Source organism: Streptacidiphilus albus JL83 (assembly GCF_000744705.1).
Classification (GTDB): domain Bacteria; phylum Actinomycetota; class Actinomycetes; order Streptomycetales; family Streptomycetaceae; genus Streptacidiphilus; species Streptacidiphilus albus.
Window position 1 is genome coordinate 3,763,793 of record NZ_JQML01000001.1, and the last position, 16,526, is coordinate 3,780,318.

16 protein-coding genes and 1 pseudogene are annotated in these 16,526 nt (G+C 62.5%); 6 read left to right on the top strand and 11 right to left on the bottom strand.

The genetic code is table 11. The features are described from left to right. Positions 1-367 precede the first annotated feature (367 nt). Both BS75_RS48180 and BS75_RS16165 read right to left on the bottom strand, forming a co-directional pair. On the bottom strand, positions 368-757 hold the full coding sequence (locus BS75_RS48180; protein ID WP_152645991.1) for a hypothetical protein: 390 nt from the start codon (positions 755-757) through the stop codon (positions 368-370). A gap of 2 nt (positions 758-759) precedes the next feature. Further along, on the bottom strand, positions 760-1,242 hold the full coding sequence (locus tag BS75_RS16165; RefSeq protein ID WP_034088732.1) for a hypothetical protein: 483 nt from the start codon (positions 1,240-1,242) through the stop codon (positions 760-762). Positions 1,243-1,362: 120 nt separating this feature from the next. On the opposite strand from BS75_RS16165, the gene BS75_RS16170 reads away from it, so the two are divergent. Further along, positions 1,363-2,676 carry a hypothetical protein gene (locus tag BS75_RS16170; protein ID WP_152645992.1) on the top strand — a complete coding sequence of 438 codons (1,314 nt, stop codon included), beginning with the start codon at positions 1,363-1,365 and terminating at the stop codon, positions 2,674-2,676. 187 nt (positions 2,677-2,863) lie between these two features. Here BS75_RS16170 and BS75_RS16175 read toward each other — a convergent pair whose 3' ends face one another. The 4 genes from BS75_RS16175 to mca form a co-directional block, all read right to left on the bottom strand. After that, positions 2,864-3,811 carry a YsnF/AvaK domain-containing protein gene (locus BS75_RS16175; RefSeq protein ID WP_052069462.1) on the bottom strand — a complete coding sequence of 316 codons (948 nt, stop codon included), beginning with the start codon at positions 3,809-3,811 and terminating at the stop codon, positions 2,864-2,866. 136 nt (positions 3,812-3,947) lie between these two features. Continuing rightward, positions 3,948-5,048: a Nickel transporter NicT gene (gene nicT, locus BS75_RS16180; protein WP_152645993.1), complete on the bottom strand. Its 1,101-nt coding sequence runs from the start codon at positions 5,046-5,048 to the stop codon at positions 3,948-3,950. An 80-nt stretch (positions 5,049-5,128) separates the two neighbouring features. Beyond that, positions 5,129-5,317 carry a hypothetical protein gene (locus BS75_RS16185; RefSeq protein WP_034088734.1) on the bottom strand — a complete coding sequence of 63 codons (189 nt, stop codon included), beginning with the start codon at positions 5,315-5,317 and terminating at the stop codon, positions 5,129-5,131. Positions 5,318-5,419: 102 nt separating this feature from the next. Continuing rightward, positions 5,420-6,310 (bottom strand): mycothiol conjugate amidase Mca, encoded by an 891-nt coding sequence (mca, locus tag BS75_RS16190; protein WP_034088735.1) that lies wholly within the window; start codon positions 6,308-6,310, stop codon positions 5,420-5,422. Positions 6,311-6,405: 95 nt separating this feature from the next. Between mca and BS75_RS46490 the strand changes: the two genes are divergently transcribed. Together BS75_RS46490 and greA are read left to right on the top strand one after the other, a co-directional pair. Beyond that, positions 6,406-6,909: a DUF4307 domain-containing protein gene (locus BS75_RS46490; RefSeq protein WP_052069463.1), complete on the top strand. Its 504-nt coding sequence runs from the start codon at positions 6,406-6,408 to the stop codon at positions 6,907-6,909. Between the two features lie 157 nt (positions 6,910-7,066). After that, a complete protein-coding gene (gene greA, locus BS75_RS16200; protein ID WP_034088736.1) occupies positions 7,067-7,564 on the top strand; it encodes a transcription elongation factor GreA in 498 nt (165 codons plus the stop codon). Between the two features lie 92 nt (positions 7,565-7,656). Here the strand turns inward: greA and BS75_RS16205 are convergent. The 5 genes and pseudogenes from BS75_RS16205 to BS75_RS48190 form a co-directional block, all read right to left on the bottom strand. After that, a pseudogene (locus tag BS75_RS16205) lies at positions 7,657-8,403 on the bottom strand (ABC transporter permease); the annotation flags it as partial. Next, a complete protein-coding gene (locus tag BS75_RS46495) occupies positions 8,358-10,469 on the bottom strand; it encodes a recombinase family protein (protein WP_081982365.1) in 2,112 nt (703 codons plus the stop codon). The gene BS75_RS46495 and the pseudogene BS75_RS16205, both read right to left, overlap by 46 nt. Positions 10,470-10,822: 353 nt before the next feature. After that, positions 10,823-11,047, bottom strand: a complete 225-nt coding sequence (locus BS75_RS16215) for a hypothetical protein (RefSeq protein WP_034088738.1) — start codon at positions 11,045-11,047, stop codon at positions 10,823-10,825. Positions 11,048-11,073: 26 nt separating this feature from the next. Further along, positions 11,074-11,772: a hypothetical protein gene (locus tag BS75_RS48185; protein WP_152645995.1), complete on the bottom strand. Its 699-nt coding sequence runs from the start codon at positions 11,770-11,772 to the stop codon at positions 11,074-11,076. Beyond that, positions 11,769-12,140 (bottom strand): DUF6197 family protein, encoded by a 372-nt coding sequence (locus BS75_RS48190; RefSeq protein ID WP_152645996.1) that lies wholly within the window; start codon positions 12,138-12,140, stop codon positions 11,769-11,771. The genes BS75_RS48185 and BS75_RS48190 overlap by 4 nt, the downstream gene beginning before the upstream one ends. A gap of 1,298 nt (positions 12,141-13,438) precedes the next feature. On the opposite strand from BS75_RS48190, the gene BS75_RS46500 reads away from it, so the two are divergent. From BS75_RS46500 to BS75_RS16230, 3 genes are all read left to right on the top strand, one after another. Next, complete coding sequence (locus tag BS75_RS46500) at positions 13,439-13,738, top strand: HNH endonuclease (RefSeq protein ID WP_160312278.1); 300 nt, start codon at positions 13,439-13,441, stop codon at positions 13,736-13,738. A gap of 329 nt (positions 13,739-14,067) precedes the next feature. After that, positions 14,068-14,547 carry a phage terminase small subunit P27 family gene (locus BS75_RS49330; RefSeq protein WP_160312279.1) on the top strand — a complete coding sequence of 160 codons (480 nt, stop codon included), beginning with the start codon at positions 14,068-14,070 and terminating at the stop codon, positions 14,545-14,547. A gap of 78 nt (positions 14,548-14,625) precedes the next feature. Continuing rightward, complete coding sequence (locus BS75_RS16230; protein WP_197091942.1) at positions 14,626-16,350, top strand: terminase large subunit; 1,725 nt, start codon at positions 14,626-14,628, stop codon at positions 16,348-16,350. The last annotated feature ends 176 nt before the right edge of the window (positions 16,351-16,526 follow it).

Sequence of the window (16,526 nt, forward strand, 5' to 3'; positions counted from 1 at the left end):
ACCAGATCGGGACGGCGACCGAAAACAGTGCCGCCCCGACTCGGCTATGCGGTCAGAGCAACAGAGAACACAGGGAGGATCCCCACATGTAGCCGCAGGTCAAGAGAATGGAGGCTATCTGATGCACTGGCCGTACTCCCTATTGTTTCGGGCACCGAAATCGGCGCCAGCACCTATGCGCTACAAACAGTCTATCCTCTCGGTGATCGAATGCAGAAACGGCTGCGGAGAACGGCCGCGACGCTCTAGAATGACGGTGGCGACCTTCGGCAGTATCTCACGCAACAGAAAAAGGCGAACTCGGGGATTACCGAGTTCGCCGAGGTCTGAAACTGGCTATAGAGGCTTCACTTTCTCCCCCAGGTATTCAGTGACTGGAATAGTTCAGCGTCAAGATTGCCACAACCGGGTGCGGATCCCCCTCATTGGACGTCCGGTAGTCATGGCAGTACTGGTAGTCGGCGCGAGCCGCACCGGTCAACTCATAGTGGTGCGTTCTTGACCAGCCGTCAGCCAGGGGCTTGCCCGCCTTACCGCGGAGGATCGTGATGCTCGCCACGGGACTAGGCTTTCCTGGCGTCTGGGAAATATGGTCCCAAAATTGCTGTGCCTGCTGGATCCCCACCCTCGATGCCAGTTCAGCATAATGGTGCTTGAACTGCCGATGAATGAGGATGCGAAAGGCAGGGATCTCTTCGGGGCGCCCACCGGGCCGCCTGGCCGGCTCATAGGGCTGGTATGCGCTGTGCGGCGTCAAGGTCACACCTCTGGCGAGACCGAAGGCGGGTCGATCTCAACCAGGTCAAGTGCAATACCCCTGGTCAGAAGTACGCTCCGACGCAGCGGATCCTCAAGCTGGCGGGCCGTGGCCTTCCAGGCATGCAGGCACTGCTCGAGGACCGCGAGGTCATTATCACTGTCCGCAGCGATAATGGCGTCGTTCAGCTCGTCTGCAAATTCACGCAGATCTTCACAGTCGAAGACTCGCAGCCAGGCCAGATCACCGAGACTCTGAACGGTCGGCTTGAAGTCAGGCCGTGACAGGTAGCGTTCCAGCCGGGTGCTCACCGAGGACCATTTACGCAGCTCGAGAAGCAGTTGCAAGTGGCTCTCGGGAACCATGACCAGGCTGGTTCCATCCTTGTCCCGCAGACGTGCCATACCGCTACGCGCCGCCTCAAGAAACTCGGTGCGACGTTGGGCCAGATCAGTCGACTGGAAGATCACATCGCCGCTGCTCACGTCGCCTCCTCTCTCGTTGTATGATCAGGATCCTATGCAGGATCCTGATTGTCAAGTGGCGAGCAGAGGGCTCGCCATGGTCCGATTGGGGCCGACGAGCCGTGTCCGGAAGGGGTCACCTTGGAAGAAGACGCTGGTAGACCGTTTGATGCCGGGGTGATCCTCATGCGGGAGGCCCCCGGGTCGTCCCCGACGACCTGGAGCACGGTCAGCCTTGTGCGCTACGCGCGGGTGTCGCTTCTGACGCCGCCGTCCGAGCGGGCGGAGCCGGCAGGCACTCGCGCGCGCTTAGTGGAGTGTGTAGCCACGCTTTCGGAGCGAGGACTGGACGGCCATGGATTTCTCCGCTACGGCCTCGGCGTTCGGCTGTCCGAGTTCATTGCCGCGTTGACGACTCTCCCCCGCCTGCTCGAGATTATTGCGACCCTGGCCGGCACGGAGGCCATTGCCGCACCGCACGAGGCGTCCTTGGTCGAAGCCAAGGATCTGCCGCGCGAAATTCATGAGTGGTCCGAGCTGTGTCCGATAGGAAGGTTCGAGGGCCACGGGAAGGACTTCCTTGAGAAGATGATGGAAGCAACGCATGAATGGGCAGCTCGGGTCGGTTCCTGGATCCGTCTGGCATCGATCGATGACCTGATCGACTGGCGGTGTCCGAGCCAGTCCGAGTTCGACGAGGTCGATGAATCGACCCACGGCCTTGACGGTGACATCGAGAAGCAGTACCGGTGGATATCAGATCGTCTTGCTGAGACCTATCTTGCCGATTGGGAACTGGAATCACTCCTGTGCGAGTACAGGTGGCTGCACGGCGATGCCCCGTACTCGTTCCGGGATGAAATCACCTCGCTGCGCCGGATCCCACCGGACGCCGTCAACGCGGAGATCGCCGGCCGCGTTGCACTCAATAAGGCTGATTCCGGCGACAGGGAGACGGCCGAACTGCTGGCAATCCAGGCGCTGCAGCTGCTGAAGGCAGGCCACCGGCGTTCCGCCACGGCAACTTTTCGAATCATCGTGAAGCTCTCCCCGGAAGATGCCTCTGCGCGCAACAACCTCGGGTTCTCGCTCATCCCGGATGATCCGCGAGCAGCGATGCGCTACCTCTCGGTGGCAGCCAGGATGTCCTACGACCAGCCAGCCATCAACGCGTGCAACAAAATGCTGTGCAGTCTGCTTCTGCGCTCGCCCAAGGAGGCGCTGGCCATTGCGGAGGCGGTGTGGGAGGGGATCGAGCTGTCGGGGCCCGTTCCGGGTTACCTCTGGCGGAACGAGAACGAGTCCTGGACGATCAGGATGTTCCCTGACACCCGGGTCCAGATCGCACGGATGGCGATCGAAGCAGCACGCGCCTCCGGCGACGACATTGAATCCTGGCATTCCAGGCTCAAACAGCTTGAAGCTGACAGCTCAGCCGACGGGCAGGCGTCGTGAGTCATGTCGCTGGGCACCACGCCTTACGCGATGCAGTGGGAAAGGGCTGACCCGAAGCTGGCGCCCCGAACGAAGGCCTGCGGCGCCCGTCACATCCGATCGAGCGGCTGGGGCAACGGCGGGCCGACGCGCGCCGGTGCCCCGGCCCGACTGGGGGCCGGGGCACCGGGGTAGCGGTGGGGGGCGCTCAGGCGGTGCCGGAGGTGCCGTCCCAGTCGCGGGCGGTCGTGCCGGGCTTGGTCCCCGACCAGTCACTGGCGGTGGTGCCGGGCTTCATGGTGCCGGTCCGCATCTCCGTGGCCGTCCGCATCTCCGCGCCCTTGGCGGTGGCGGACTCGGGGTCCTCGTTCTCGAAGTCGATGTGCTCGACCCGGACCTGGTCGCTCACGGTCACGTTCTCGGTGACCTCCTCGACCCGCATCCGGACCCGCTCCACCGGGACGGTCTCCTTGCTGACCACGGTGCGGTCCGCGTGCAGCACCACGTCCTGGTCGGCCTCGGCGAAGTCCGCGGTGATCCGGGCCGCCTCCGGCGAGCCGGCCACGATCTGCTCGCGCTCGACCCGGACCTCCTCGTGGGTCACCGGCACGGTCTGGTTGACCTGCTCGGTCGTCACATACTTGTGCAGCCGGGCATGGCCAGTCTCGACCCGCTCGGTGGCGACGCGCATCCGCTCCTCGGACCGGGTCAGGTAGCCGTTCTCCGTGCCGCGCATCTCGCGCGCGCGGGTCGGGGCCGAGGCGGTGGCCGTGGCGGTGGTCGACGCCATGGTCGAGCCCGCGACCGTGGCCGCGCCGAGGCCGCTGGAGCCGTTGCCCGCGGTGCCGCCGAGACCGTAGTGCTGGTAGAGGGCCAGCTCCTCCTCGGCCGACAGCTGCCGGTTGCCGTCCATCTCGGGAGCGCTGTCGATCATCGCCTTGTCGTAGGCGAGGCGAACGTCGTCCGCGACCATGCTCGCGCCGGAGAGCGGGGCGAAGTGGGTCCGGCCGCCCAGCAGACCGCCCTTGACCATGACCCAGTCCTGATGGCTGCTGGTGTGGTCGTGGTACACCATGCCGGCCGAGCCGATCTTGTTTCCACCTACGTCGAGGACCTTGTGGCCGACGACCTTGGTGGAGTCGAGCGTGATACCCATGACGACCTCCTACCAGGTGAGAGACGTGACGCGCTGGACCGAACAGGCCGAGCGAGGGTATTTCGCCACGAATCCACCCTGGGACGATCCCACCGGACGCGCAACCCGGCAGGGCGCGGGCCGCCTGGGCGCGGGCTCAGGCCGTCTCGGCCTCGCTCAGGTGCCGGGTCCACTTCTCCTCGACCCGGCCGTAGCGCCAGACCAGCAGCGCGACGGCCCAGGTGGCGACGAACAGGCCGACGATGACGAAGCCGACGTTGTTCAGGTCGATGCCCGCGATCCAGCCCAACACCCCGCTGGTGACGTTCAGTTGTTGGGCCAGCAGGCCGAGCAGCTCGATGCCGCCGATGAGGACCGCGACCACCACGCCGAGCGCGGTGATGGTGATGTTGTAGTAGACCTTGCGGACCGGACGGGAGAAGGCCCAGTCGTAGGCGAAGTTCATGAAGGTGCCGTCGATGGTGTCCAGCAGCGACATCCCGGCCGCGAACAGCACCGGCAGGCAGAGGATGGCGTACCAGGGCAGGGCGAAGGCGGAGGCGCCACCGGCCAGGACCAGCAGCGAGACCTCGGTGGCGGTGTCGAAGCCGAGCCCGAAGAGCAGTCCGACCAGGTACATCTGCCAGGGCTTGGTGATCGTCTTCATCACCGGCCGGAGGATCCGGTTGACCAGGCCCCGGTTCTCCAGGTGGGCTTCGAGCTGCTTCTCGTCGTAGTCGCCGGTGCGCATCTGCCGGAACACCTTGACGATGCCGACCAGCACCACCAGGTTGATCACCGCGATCAGCATCAGGAAGACGCCGGAGACGCTGGTGCCGATGATGCCGGTGTAGTGCTGGAGCGTGGAGGAGCCGTTCTCGACCTGTCCGGCGAGGGCACGGACGCCGAGCGAGAGCAGCACGCACAGCCCGAAGACCACGGACGAGTGGCCGAGCGAGAACCAGAACCCGACCGACAGCGGCCGCTGCCGGTCCGCCATCAGCTTGCGGGTGGTGTTGTCGATGGCCGCGATGTGATCGGCGTCGAACGCGTGCCGCATGCCCAGGGTGTAGGCGGTGACGCCCATGCCGAGCCCGAAGACCTGGTTGCCGACGTGGTAGTGGGCCGGGCCGACGATGGCGATCAGGGTGTAGAAGCCGGCGACGTGCAGGGCGAGGATGAACCCGGCCATGCCCCCCATCCGCGCCCACTCGCGTCGGCTCAGCGCGCCGCGTATCCGTGCGATGGTCCCAGCCATGACGTACCCCTCCAGAGCCTGATCGACTTGGAAAAGGTAATAGCTGGGTATATGTAGTTGCAAGTCATACGCAATAGCGACTACTTGGCTGCGGGGTCCTCGGGCTCCTCGACGAAGTTGACCCGGCCCAGCGAACGGTTCATGGCCTTCAGGATCCACCAGGTCCCGATGCCGAGCACGGCGAAGACGATGAACCCCAGGACACCGGGGGTGACCTTGTTGTCGTCCAGGGCGAGCATGGTGAGGGCGGGGTGCAGAGATGCGGTCATGCCCCTATGGTCCCCCCACCGCCGGGCGGCGGGGGGACCGGGGTCGGTGTGTCCGGCGTTCCTTCAGCGAACCCGCAGCAAGGGCGCGCGGTCAGGAGCCGGTCAGGAGCCGGCCGGGACCACGTCCGCGGTCACGCCGGCGAACAGGTCCTCCTCGGGCAGCGAGGTGTCCACCAGCGAACGGGCCAGCTCGTAGTCCTCCGTCGGCCAGACCTCGCGCTGGACCTCCAGCGGGATCCGGAACCACGGCCCGTCCGGGTCGATCTGCGTCGCGTGCGCCAGCAGCGCCCGGTCCCGCAGCTCGAAGTACTCGCCGCAGGGCACCCGGGTGGTGATCGCCCGGGGCTTGCGGTCGCTCTCGTCCCAGCGCGCGATCCACTCCGTGTACGGGGACTCCAGGCCGCGCGCCTTCATCGCCGCGTCCAGCGCCTTGATCCGCTCCAGCGAGATGCCCTGGTTGTAGTAGAGCTTCAGCGGCTGCCAGGGCTCACCGGCCTCGGGGTAGGCGTCCGGGTCGCCGGCCGCCTCGAAGGCGGCCATGGAAATGGTGTGAGTCATGATGTGGTCGGGGTGCGGGTAGCCGCCGTTCTCGTCGTACGTGGTGATCACGTGCGGACGGAACTCGCGGATCAGCCGGACCAGCGGTTCGGTCGCCGTCTCCACCGGCTGGAGTGCGAAGCAGCCCTCCGGCAGCGGCGGCAGTGGGTCGCCCTCGGGCAGGCCCGAGTCGACGAAGCCCAGCCAGGCCTGCTTCACGCCCAGGATCTCGCGGGCCGCGTCCATCTCCTTGGCCCGGACCTCGTGGATGTTCTCCTCGATCCAGGGGTCACCCTGGAGCTTCGGGTTGAGGATCGAGCCGCGTTCCCCACCCGTGCATGTCGCCACCAGTACGTCGACGCCCCGCGCGACGTACGAGGCCATGGTGGCCGCGCCCTTGCTGGACTCGTCGTCCGGGTGCGCGTGTACCGCCATCAGTCGCAGCTGCTCAGTCAACGCCCCAAAGCCCTTCGTCGGTAATGCCTCCTTCTATAGTGACGGATTGGGCGGCGCGCTCATTCCGCGTGGCCCCCAGAGGAGGCGAAGGACCCATGACCGGTACGACTGGAGTCGGAGCAGCGGCAGGACCCGCGACCGATGCCGCGGAGGCCGCCGCACAGGCCGCCGCGGACGCCGGGCCGACGGCCGCCCCCGCGGTCGAGCCGGCGGCGCCGCGGGCGCTGCCGACCGGGCGCTACGGCATGGACCTGGCGGAGAAGGACCGGCGGATCCACCGGGTGTACCTGGCGGTGGTCGTCCTCGCGGTGCTGCTGATGGGCGCGCTGACCGCGGTCTACGTCATGGGCTCCCCGGTGAACGGCGAGGTCGAGACCTTCCAGGTGGTCTCCGCGTCCGAGGTGCAGATCCACCTCCAGGTCACCAAGAACGCCGACCAGGACGGCAGCTGCACGGTGCGCTCGCGCGACGCCAACGGCAACGTCGTCGGCCAGACCACGGTGAACGTCCCCAAGGCCCTCAGTACCTGGGACACCATCGTCAACCTGCGGACCACCTCCCTCGGCACCACCGGCGAACTGGTCAGCTGCTCCTCGTAGGGCGGGTCCCCGGGACGGGCCGCGCGTGGCGCGAGACTCCCCCGATCGCCGCGACATTGATAAACTCATGGTTTCGCCCCTTCCGGGTACAGGTCCCCGGGAGCGGGCGTTGCTTTGTATCCCACCCTCTCTTTCCATGTACCTACGAGGAGCACCTGTGACCCAGACCAGCGAAAACGTCACCTGGCTCACCCAGGAGGCGTACGATCAGCTCCGCGCCGAGCTGGAGCACCTGTCGGGTCCTGCACGCGCCGAGATCACGCAGAAGATCGAGGCGGCCCGCGAGGAGGGCGATCTCAAGGAGAACGCCGGCTACCACGCGGCCCGTGAGGAGCAGGGCAAGATGGAGCTGCGCATCCGGCAGCTGAACCAGCTCCTGGAGCGCGCCCAGGTCGGCGCGGCCCCCGCCGACAACGGCGTGGTGGGCCCCGGCATGGTCGTCACGGTCGCCTGGGACGGCGACGAGGACGACACCACCACCTTCCTGCTCGGCTCCCGCGAGGCGGCCTCCAGCGAGCTGGAGACCTACTCGCCGCAGTCGCCGCTGGGGCGTGCCATCGACTCCTGCAGGATCGGCGAGAGCGCCACCTACGAGCTGCCGAACGGCCGCAAGGCGACCGTCAAGATCCTCTCCGCCAAGCCGTACCAGGGCTGAGCGCGGCAGGACCCGGGCCGCCCCGGCCGGCCGACGCACTGCGTCGGCCGGCCGGGGCGGCCCTTCGGCTGTCGGGCTTCCGGCTGTCCGGCTCAGCCCACGGCGCTGCGGTACTTGCGTACCGAGAGCCAGGAGAACAGCACGATGATCAGCAGCGACCAGCCGACCGACACGCCGACCGCGTGCTCCATCGTCCAGTGGGTCTCGTGCTGCCCCGGCGGCAGGTTGCCGAACAGCTGGCGGACCCCCTGCACGGTGGCGCTGAACGGGTTCCAGTAGGCGATCGCCTGCAGCCAGCCGGGCATGGTGCTGACCGGCACGAAGGCGTTCGACAGGAAGGTCAGCGGGAACAGCCAGACCAGGCCGGCCGAGGTGGCCGCCTCGGGGCTGCGCACCGAGAGGCCGATCAGCGCGCCGATCCAGGAGAAGGCGTAGCCGAGCAGGAGCAGCAGCAGGAACCCGCCGAGGGCGTCCAGCAGGCCCTTGTGCACCCGCCAGCCGATCAGGAACGCCACCAGCGCCAGCACCACCAGCGTCAGCGCGGTCTGCACCAGGTCGGCCATGGTCCGGCCGACCAGGACCGCGGAGCGGGCCATCGGCAGCGAGCGGAAGCGGTCGACGAGGCCCTTGGTCATGTCCTCGGCGATACCGGCCGAGGCGCCCGCCGTGGCGAAGGTGACGGTCTGCGCGAAAATGCCGGCCATCAGGTACTGCTTGTAGGCGTTGGGGTCGTTCGAGGTGCCGGGGACGGCGATGGCACCGCCCATCACATAGGTGAAGAGCAGCACGAACATCACCGGCTGGAGCATCCCGAAGACGACGATCTCGGGGAAGCCTGTTCCCGTATGTGGTTGTGGTTGCAGTCCGCTTCTAGCTCTGACACGAGGGCCGTGAACTTCGGGTCAATAGAGCCCGTGACGACCATGGGCGGTAGAACCATCAGGGCCGGCACCTGCGCGCCCTCATAGACCCCCAGCGCGTCTAGAGCGGCCTCCCATGCCCCCGATGAGTACCAAGCCTTGGCACGCCGATAGACGGCGCTCCACGTTCCCGTAGAGACCAGTACCTCAGTCCAGCGCTCCGCCGTCCTGAGCTTGTGCAAGATCGCTTCGAACACTTCCCGGGTGTTGCTCATCTGACGGGACGCGGGCAGCAGCGCCGACACACGCGCCCACTCCTCATCCGTGATGCCCACGGGAACGGGCCGTCGGGTGCGTCGGTGCCACTCGGTCAACGGGTCGGCAAGACCCTTCCGCATTGGCACACCCTTGCCAGTAACCGTCACACGCACGTCAAGCAGGTCAATGAGATCAGACTTCTGATCCGTGGTGAACGTGGCAAGACGGGGCGCAGCCTCACGGGTTGCCGTCAGAATTTCCCTGGCACGCTCTGTCTGGTCATTGGCTTCCTTGAGCCACTGGGTAACTCTTTCCCTTTCCTCCCTGAGCGCTTTAACGTCCTCTCGATTCTTGTCCTTAAGATCGGCCTTGAGGCTCGCAATCGTTTCCAAGTCAAAATCATCATCGTCCGCTGCCGCCAACTGAGAAAGCAACGAGAGAAGTTGATCCTTCTTGCTATCCGCCGCCTTGGCGAGTTCCCTATCAATATGCGCAATCCGGCGTTCGTAAGAGGCAATACGCTCCGGCGTTCCACCCATCCAATCCTCAATAAGAGATTCAAACTTGCTGCCATCACTCAGCAAAGTTTCAACTTCCGCCCAAACAGCACTTTCAACCGCCGTGGTAGGAAGTTCGGAGCAGGTGCAAGCCTTACCATTTCGGCTACCCATGCAACGGTAATATGCGGATGCTGCGTCACCCGCCTTGCCGCCCGTATAGTAGCTTTCACAAAATGAGTCCATGCGCCCAGACAGCATGTAGACGTTATTCCGGTTGACTTTCTTGAACGATCGGGTATTCAGCGCGGCGCGCAACTGTACAACGCGTTCGGCCGGCAGTGGCATCGGAACAGGAATTCGGAAGACCTCAACAGCGTCTTCTTCATCGTCGTTTTCGGCAGTACGGGTCAGCTTGAATTCGGCATACCCATCAAGGGCCGTACTCTTTAGCCGCTGCCCAAGGTTGTCACCCGTCCAATCCTTGCCCGTAGGCGTCTTGTAGAGAAGAACGTTCAGCTTTGCCGCCGCGTCATCACGGGTCAGTTTCTCGTCAACAAGAAGATTGGCAGCCTCTTGCAAAACCTCGGTTTCATACTCCGAAAGGACGGGAACAGCATTCTTTCCCTTCCCTTCAAGTTGGATTCCATATGGCGGCGCACCAAATGGCCATCCACCCGCCAAGAGCTTTTGCTCACGCCCAGCGGACGTGCGCTCCAAAATCAACGTGTGCTCAAGTTCGGCCATGTATGCCAAAAGAGAAAGCGTGATTCCGAACATCTCATCGGTACTATCAATACGACCGTCCGCCGTTGCAATGCGGACACCAATTTCGGTGGTGTCATACACCCAACGATGAATGTCCATCATCGTTCGACCGATTCGGTCCAGCTTTCCGAATACAACAATGTCCGCGCCACCAGTGCGGACCAAATCGTTCATCAGATCAAAATCGGGCCGCGAGGCGAGCTTTCCGGAGACACCATCGTCATGAAAAACCTTGACTATGGAGTAGTTGCCTTTGCCGATTTTGTAATTCAGCCACGCCCGGCATTGCTTGTCCTGGACCTTAAGACCATATCCCTTTGCCTGCTGTTCGGTCGAGACACGCAGGTAGATAACCACCCGCAGCAGGCCCCCGCGCTTGACGCGTCCGGGCGCAGCACTACGCTTGTTCATGTCAGTCCCTCCAGACTGGCCAGACCCCGGAGCGCTACCAACGCTGCCGGGGTCACTCATGCACACGCATAAGCTATCCAGGCGCGCAAGTTTGCGCCAGCCGTGTATCATCACCTATGTCCGCTATGCCTGGAAAGTCACCAAACAGGATTTGAGCAAATCGCCGCTCCTCGCTCTTTTCCCAGTGACAGGCAGACCATCGCGCGATTACTCGACTTTCGGAAACCTCGGCTTCTTCTCTGCTGATCTCACCACTAACGGCATGCTCCCGTCCTTCGCTGCTGGTGCTACCCTGCCTGTCAGGCCATCCTTGGTAATGCCTTTCCGGGATGGCAGTGCGCCCCATGGTCTTCCCACCCTGTTCCTTCGAGCAGGTTGACCATGGGGCGTCTTTGCGTTCTCGCGCCATGCTCGCCGGCCAGCAGCATCACCGAATGCCTGTGGCGCGACAGCGCGTTGTCGCCTTACTCGGCGTCAAGGTCGAGCTTGGCGTATGCGGCGAGCGTGGCAGCAGTCACCTGAGGGAACACCTTCTCGATGGTCTTGAACGTCTCGCCCTCGGCACGGAGTGCCTGAACGATGCGAATCTCATCGTCGGACAGCTTGCGCGGCTTGCCGGCGCGCGGAGCGACCGACTCACGGGCGGCGGCAATGCTGGCACGGATTTCCTCGGGGATCACGAAAGTCATGGGTGTACTCCTTTGGTTGGTGTGGTCTACCAGAGCCCTTCGGGCTCCATGTGTTCGTTCTGTGCTGCGGATTCCCGATCGATGCCCATGATGGCTCCACGGAACCGCGTCCCCTGTCTCACAATGAAGTGATTGGAGTCAGGTTGTGGCAGGAAATCGGCATGCGCGAGTTCCTTGCCTGGTGTCTTTGTCTTCGCAAACCGGGCCAACAGGTCCGGGGCAAACATGAACGGTTCCGCATCCTCGAACCGCTCTAGTAGTTCGTCGCAGAGCCCAAACAGGGCCTCGGGTGTGTAGAGCCCGATTGGTCCGCCGGCCGCACTGTAGCGGCCCGTGTAGTCCCGTGCGGAAACGGGATTGCCGCCAAGCTGGGGAGTAAAGACCAGTGCGTCAGCAGGATGATAGGTCCATCCGCCTCGGCCGCGGCCGTCTGGTGCGTCAATAGGTGCGCGTGACCGAGGTACCGAATCCTTACGCGCCGAAGACTCAATTTCACGGGCCGAAGCATTGCTGAGCCAGACTTCCGTACGTTGATCCGGGCCGGCGTCTAGGTCGGACCAATCCTGCCCGATCGTATAGCCATCCGACGCCGTGAAAACTACACAGTTCGACTCGAAAACGCATCGGACAACGTCAGGCTTGGTACGCAATGGCAAGTGCGCCAAAACACTCGACAGGGCACGGGCAATGTCGTCACTGTAGCCAGCAGCGGTAAAGCCGCTCAAACAGGATTCAGCCTTGCCGTGTACTGGTCTTCAAGGGTCTGTGCTGCCCGATCAAACAAGTCAGTCACTTCCTCGGCCGTGCGCTCCGGCCGATCGCTCCACTCATGCAGTTCGTCATCTCCACCAACGCGAGAATCCGGGCTGATGTGCGACTCGGCAAAATAGATGTACTCCGAGAATGCCATCCGCGAGTAACTGCCGTCTGGTACGTCATCGCTGCCTGTCTGCCAGGGAACGCCGATGGCATCACCAATGGCACCGATGGCGCAGTAACAGCCCTGGTCGTCTAGATAGGCCCCCTTCCCCAATCCGTGTTCCTGAATGGTCTTTGCAGCCTTGCGGTAAACACTCGGTTCAAGTCGCAGCAACTAACGCCCCCTATTCTTGACTTTCATTACGTCATCCCCACGCTTCCTCCGTTTTGCCGCCCACTCGTAACCCTGCGATGATTCCTCCATTGAGAACCATACTGCGGCACGGAATGCAGCCGTAGCAACGTCACCGCCATTGTGGGCAATCCTCAAGATACTGCGCATTGCCGTCTTGTGCTCCGGCATTTTGCGGTACGGAGCCAAAGCGGTTTTCGCCTTGATGAGTTCTACCTCTTGCGTGATATCCACGTGCACCACCCCTTTGCCGTGCCATCAGTACAGTCCCCACTCCCCCGATGTCGTGTGGGTTCGTCGTGGCGACAGGAACGAACGTACCACACGCCTGAACGGGCACCACACGATTAAAACGGGGGTGGTCCTGGTGGTCCTCAAGCACGCCTCGGGGACTCGGCGGCGCCGCCCTGGTCGTGCTTGCCGTCCTGGTCAGTGACGTCCTGGTGCCGGCCGCGGCCTGGTCGTCGTCGTGGTCCTGCTTGGCCTGGTCGAGCGTGTTGCCCAGCTAGGCAACACAGAGAGGCCCCCGCCAGTAGCGGGGGCCTCTCCTGTCTTCCTGGTACGTCGACTAGTACGCGTTGACGTACTCGGCAGAGACGAGACCATCAGGGCGCACGTACCGGAAGTGCGGCACACGCAGCAGCGCTCCATAGTCGGTCAAGTCGTAACGAGCCCACCCCCGGACCATCTTGCCTATGCGGTACGCGGCTGGCGTGAACGTGCAGGCACAATGCCGATGCTGCCGATACGTCTTGGAACCGTCGTCAGCAACCACGGCGTACGTGACGACTATGTAGCCGGCCACGGTCACACGCTGGCACACGTCCTTACAGCTCTTGAGCATGCGTTTGCCTTTCCTTGTGGACCGTCCCACACGGCCCGACTCAAGGACGGTACCACACGATCGAACGGGCACCATACGATGCAGGCAAAGGAATGACCCGCCGTAGCGGGGCCAACGTCGAGCATTGATCCCGGGGCTAGACCCGCTGTAGCGGGTCCATCAAGGGCATTGGCCTGGGGCCGGAAACTCTGCCCTAAGCATGTGACGCACGTCACACGGAGGATGCGTTGAGCATCCTCCCAGAAACAGGACTTCTATCTATGAAGGAACAAATAGAGCGCCACTAAGGCGCTCCAATCAATCCTTGCGGCACGCCGAGTGCCGCATACATGAGCCTCAAGGCAAGACGCCGGCCAACCGGCGTCAAGACTGTCACGGGCCTTACGAAAGGCCCGACATCATGCCAAAGGCAATGTGCAGACAATGCCATAAGCTCATGAACATCAACAGCGGCACACGATGTGCCGCATGCATCAAGGAATACAAGCGGACGCGCCCGAAGCGCGTCTATAAGAGCAAGAACGCCGACAGGCGTGGTTACGACACTCAATGGCGCAAGACCGTGAAAGCTGCAATCGCATTGCAGCCATACTGTCTGTGGTGTTTCACCACCGGTTCACCGGTCAATCCATTGACAGGCGATCACATCGTGCCACTGTCCAAGGGTGGCACCAATGCACCGACCAATGTTCGTGTGCTCTGTCGAACCTGCAACAGCACTCGCGGCAATCAATAGTTATGCATTGATCCGGATGAGTATCGAACCATCCATACATTCATGCATAACCATGCATCGCATAAATGCAGCATACTTATACAGTCGCAATGTCCGCATTTGCCCTAAGGTACTACCAAAAGTCTAATACGGCCCTTCCGACCCCCCCCTTTAGTTCCCCCCCGTGTGTGCGCGCGAAAAATGGAGAAAAGTGCACAGATAGGGCAAAAGAACCAAAACGGACACATAAATATGCGAAAGCCGCTCTCTTTGTTTTAGTGTCGCATCTTTATGCACCGACTATGCATGCATGTTTATGCATGCCATTCACTCGAAAGGTGGTGGGACCTTTGGCCGGCAATGCTAACTCTGGTAGGCCAAAGACTCCGGCCGCCATCAAGGAACTGATGGGGAATCCTGGTAAGCGGGAAATCCCTGTCGAGCCCAAGGCACCGGACGGTATCCCGTCCGCACCACATTGGTTGAACGATGGCGCATTGAAACAATGGAACCGGATAACACCCATCCTTTCCGGGATGGGCATCCTTACATTGGCGGACAGGGATTGCCTTACCGCATATTGCGTTTCGTATGACCAGTTCGTCACTGCAACCCGCTCAATCAATGAAACGGGTATTGTCGTTGATTCCTATAGGGGCGGTGTAGCTAAGAACCCGGCCCTCATGGTTCAGAGTCAGGCATTGGCAGAGATGAATCGCTGGGGAGCCGCTTTGGGTCTTTCACCCGTAGCACGCGCCCGTTTGGCTGTCGCGCCGGAATTGGAGGCGGACGCACAGGCCGACGTACTGCGGTTGCTGACCGGAGGCTAACAAGCCATTGCCGGCCAGCACAAGACCAGAGAGGCCCCCACACGGGGGCCTCTCTGGCACACACAGAAGGGAGAGGGATTGTCATACGCCATAGCTCCACATGCCCCCGACGATCCCGCTTCTGACTGGTGGCGCTTTGATCCCGCCCGTTCAGAACGGGCCATCAACTTTGTTGAGAAGCTTCTCGTCCACACCAAGGGACGAACGGCCAGGAAGCCGTTCCTGCTGTCCCCGTGGCAGAAGGAAGGTATCTTTCGCCCCCTGTTCGGCACGCTCCGCTTTGACGACCAGTTCAACGAGTGGACACGTCAGTACCGGATGGGCTGGATTGAGCTAGGCCGCAAGAATGGCAAATCAGAGATAGCGTCCGCTATCGCGTTGCTCGGCCTGGTCGGAGACGATGAAGAATCCGCCGAGGTTTACTCTGTTGCGGCTGACCGCGATCAGGCGGCCCTAGTCTTCAATACCGCGAAACGAATGGTCGAGTTGTCTCCCATTCTTTCCAAGCGGCTTGAGATCATCGACTCAAAGAAGCGCATCGTTGACCGCAAGACCAACAGTGCCTATGCGGTGCTTCCTGGTGACGCAGCCGGCGCACTCGGCGTAAATGCCTCGATGGTCATCATGGATGAGGTGTTGACGCAGCGCGACAGGCATTTGTTTGACGCCATGCGGCAATCATTCGGCACCAGGAAACAGCCAATGATTTTGTGCATCACTACAGCCGCCTACACGTCGGCAAGGTTCGCGCTTGAGGAACACGAATACTCGGAACGGGTCGAGAAAGACATCAACCTCGACCCCTCGCGCTTTGTCTACCTCCGCAACCTTCCCAAAGATGCGGACTGGACACAGGAAGGGCAACCGGGCGACATATCCCGGGGCATTCAGCCAACAGGCTGGTACTGGGCCAATCCTGCCCTCGGCGACTTCCTCAACATCAACACGTTGCGGGATGAGTTCCGGGATGCCAAAGAGAAGCCGGGGGCAGAGAACGCGTTCCGCGTCTTCCGACTCAATCAGTGGGTTGCTCAGGCAACCCGATGGATCAATCTTGACTTGTGGCGCGAGAACGGCACTGACGCATTCAGCCGTGAGGCCATGGCGGGAAGGGCCTGTTACGCCGGCCTAGACCTAGCCTCAACGGCCGACTTCACCGCCCTGGTGCTGTTGTTCCCTGGTAGTCCTACCGACCCCCTAGACCCCGGTTTTACGGTTCTTCCCCGCTTTTGGATTCCGCGCGCAAACATTGAGCGGCGGCCAGAGATGCGGGAAGAACTGGAATCCTGGGAACGCCGAGGGTTCCTCACGGTCACTGATGGCGAAACGACCGACTATGAAACCGTCTTTGCCGACATCAGCAAGGATGCGGAGTCCTTCCGCATCAAGCACATGGGCTATGACCCGTGGAATGCCTTGCAGATTGTGCAACGTCTTGAGGACCACGGCATGAGCGTGGTCAAGGTCCCGCAATCGGCTACACGCCTCAATGAACCCTGCAAGATCCTTGAGGGTCAGTTGGCGGAACGCACGTTGCGCCACGGTGGCAATCCAATCCTCGAATGGATGGCCAACAACGTTGAGCTTGAGTTCAAGGCTGACGGGTTGATGAAGCCGAAGCGCACCCACACCGGAGACAAGATCGACGGCATTGCCGCGATGCTCAACGCCTTTGCCATGACCCTGGTCCCCGAGGACGACACACCGGCCGAGGCAACGGCCATTCCATTCGATGACGACGACCAGGACGACGACGTAGGGGGGTTGCTGTCCAGTTGGTTCGATGATGAGGAGGAAGACTGATGAGTCGTACAACCCGTGTGCGGGACGCTGCCGCTCGATCTGCCCCCGGCCTTACTCAGACGCTCGGGGGCATTCTTCTGTCCTCTGGCGCTGCCTTGCTGGCCCCGTGGGCCGGCTTGATGCTCGGGGGCCTGGTCGTCCTGGTCGTTGGCGTGGTGCAGGAAGGCCGGCGGGGG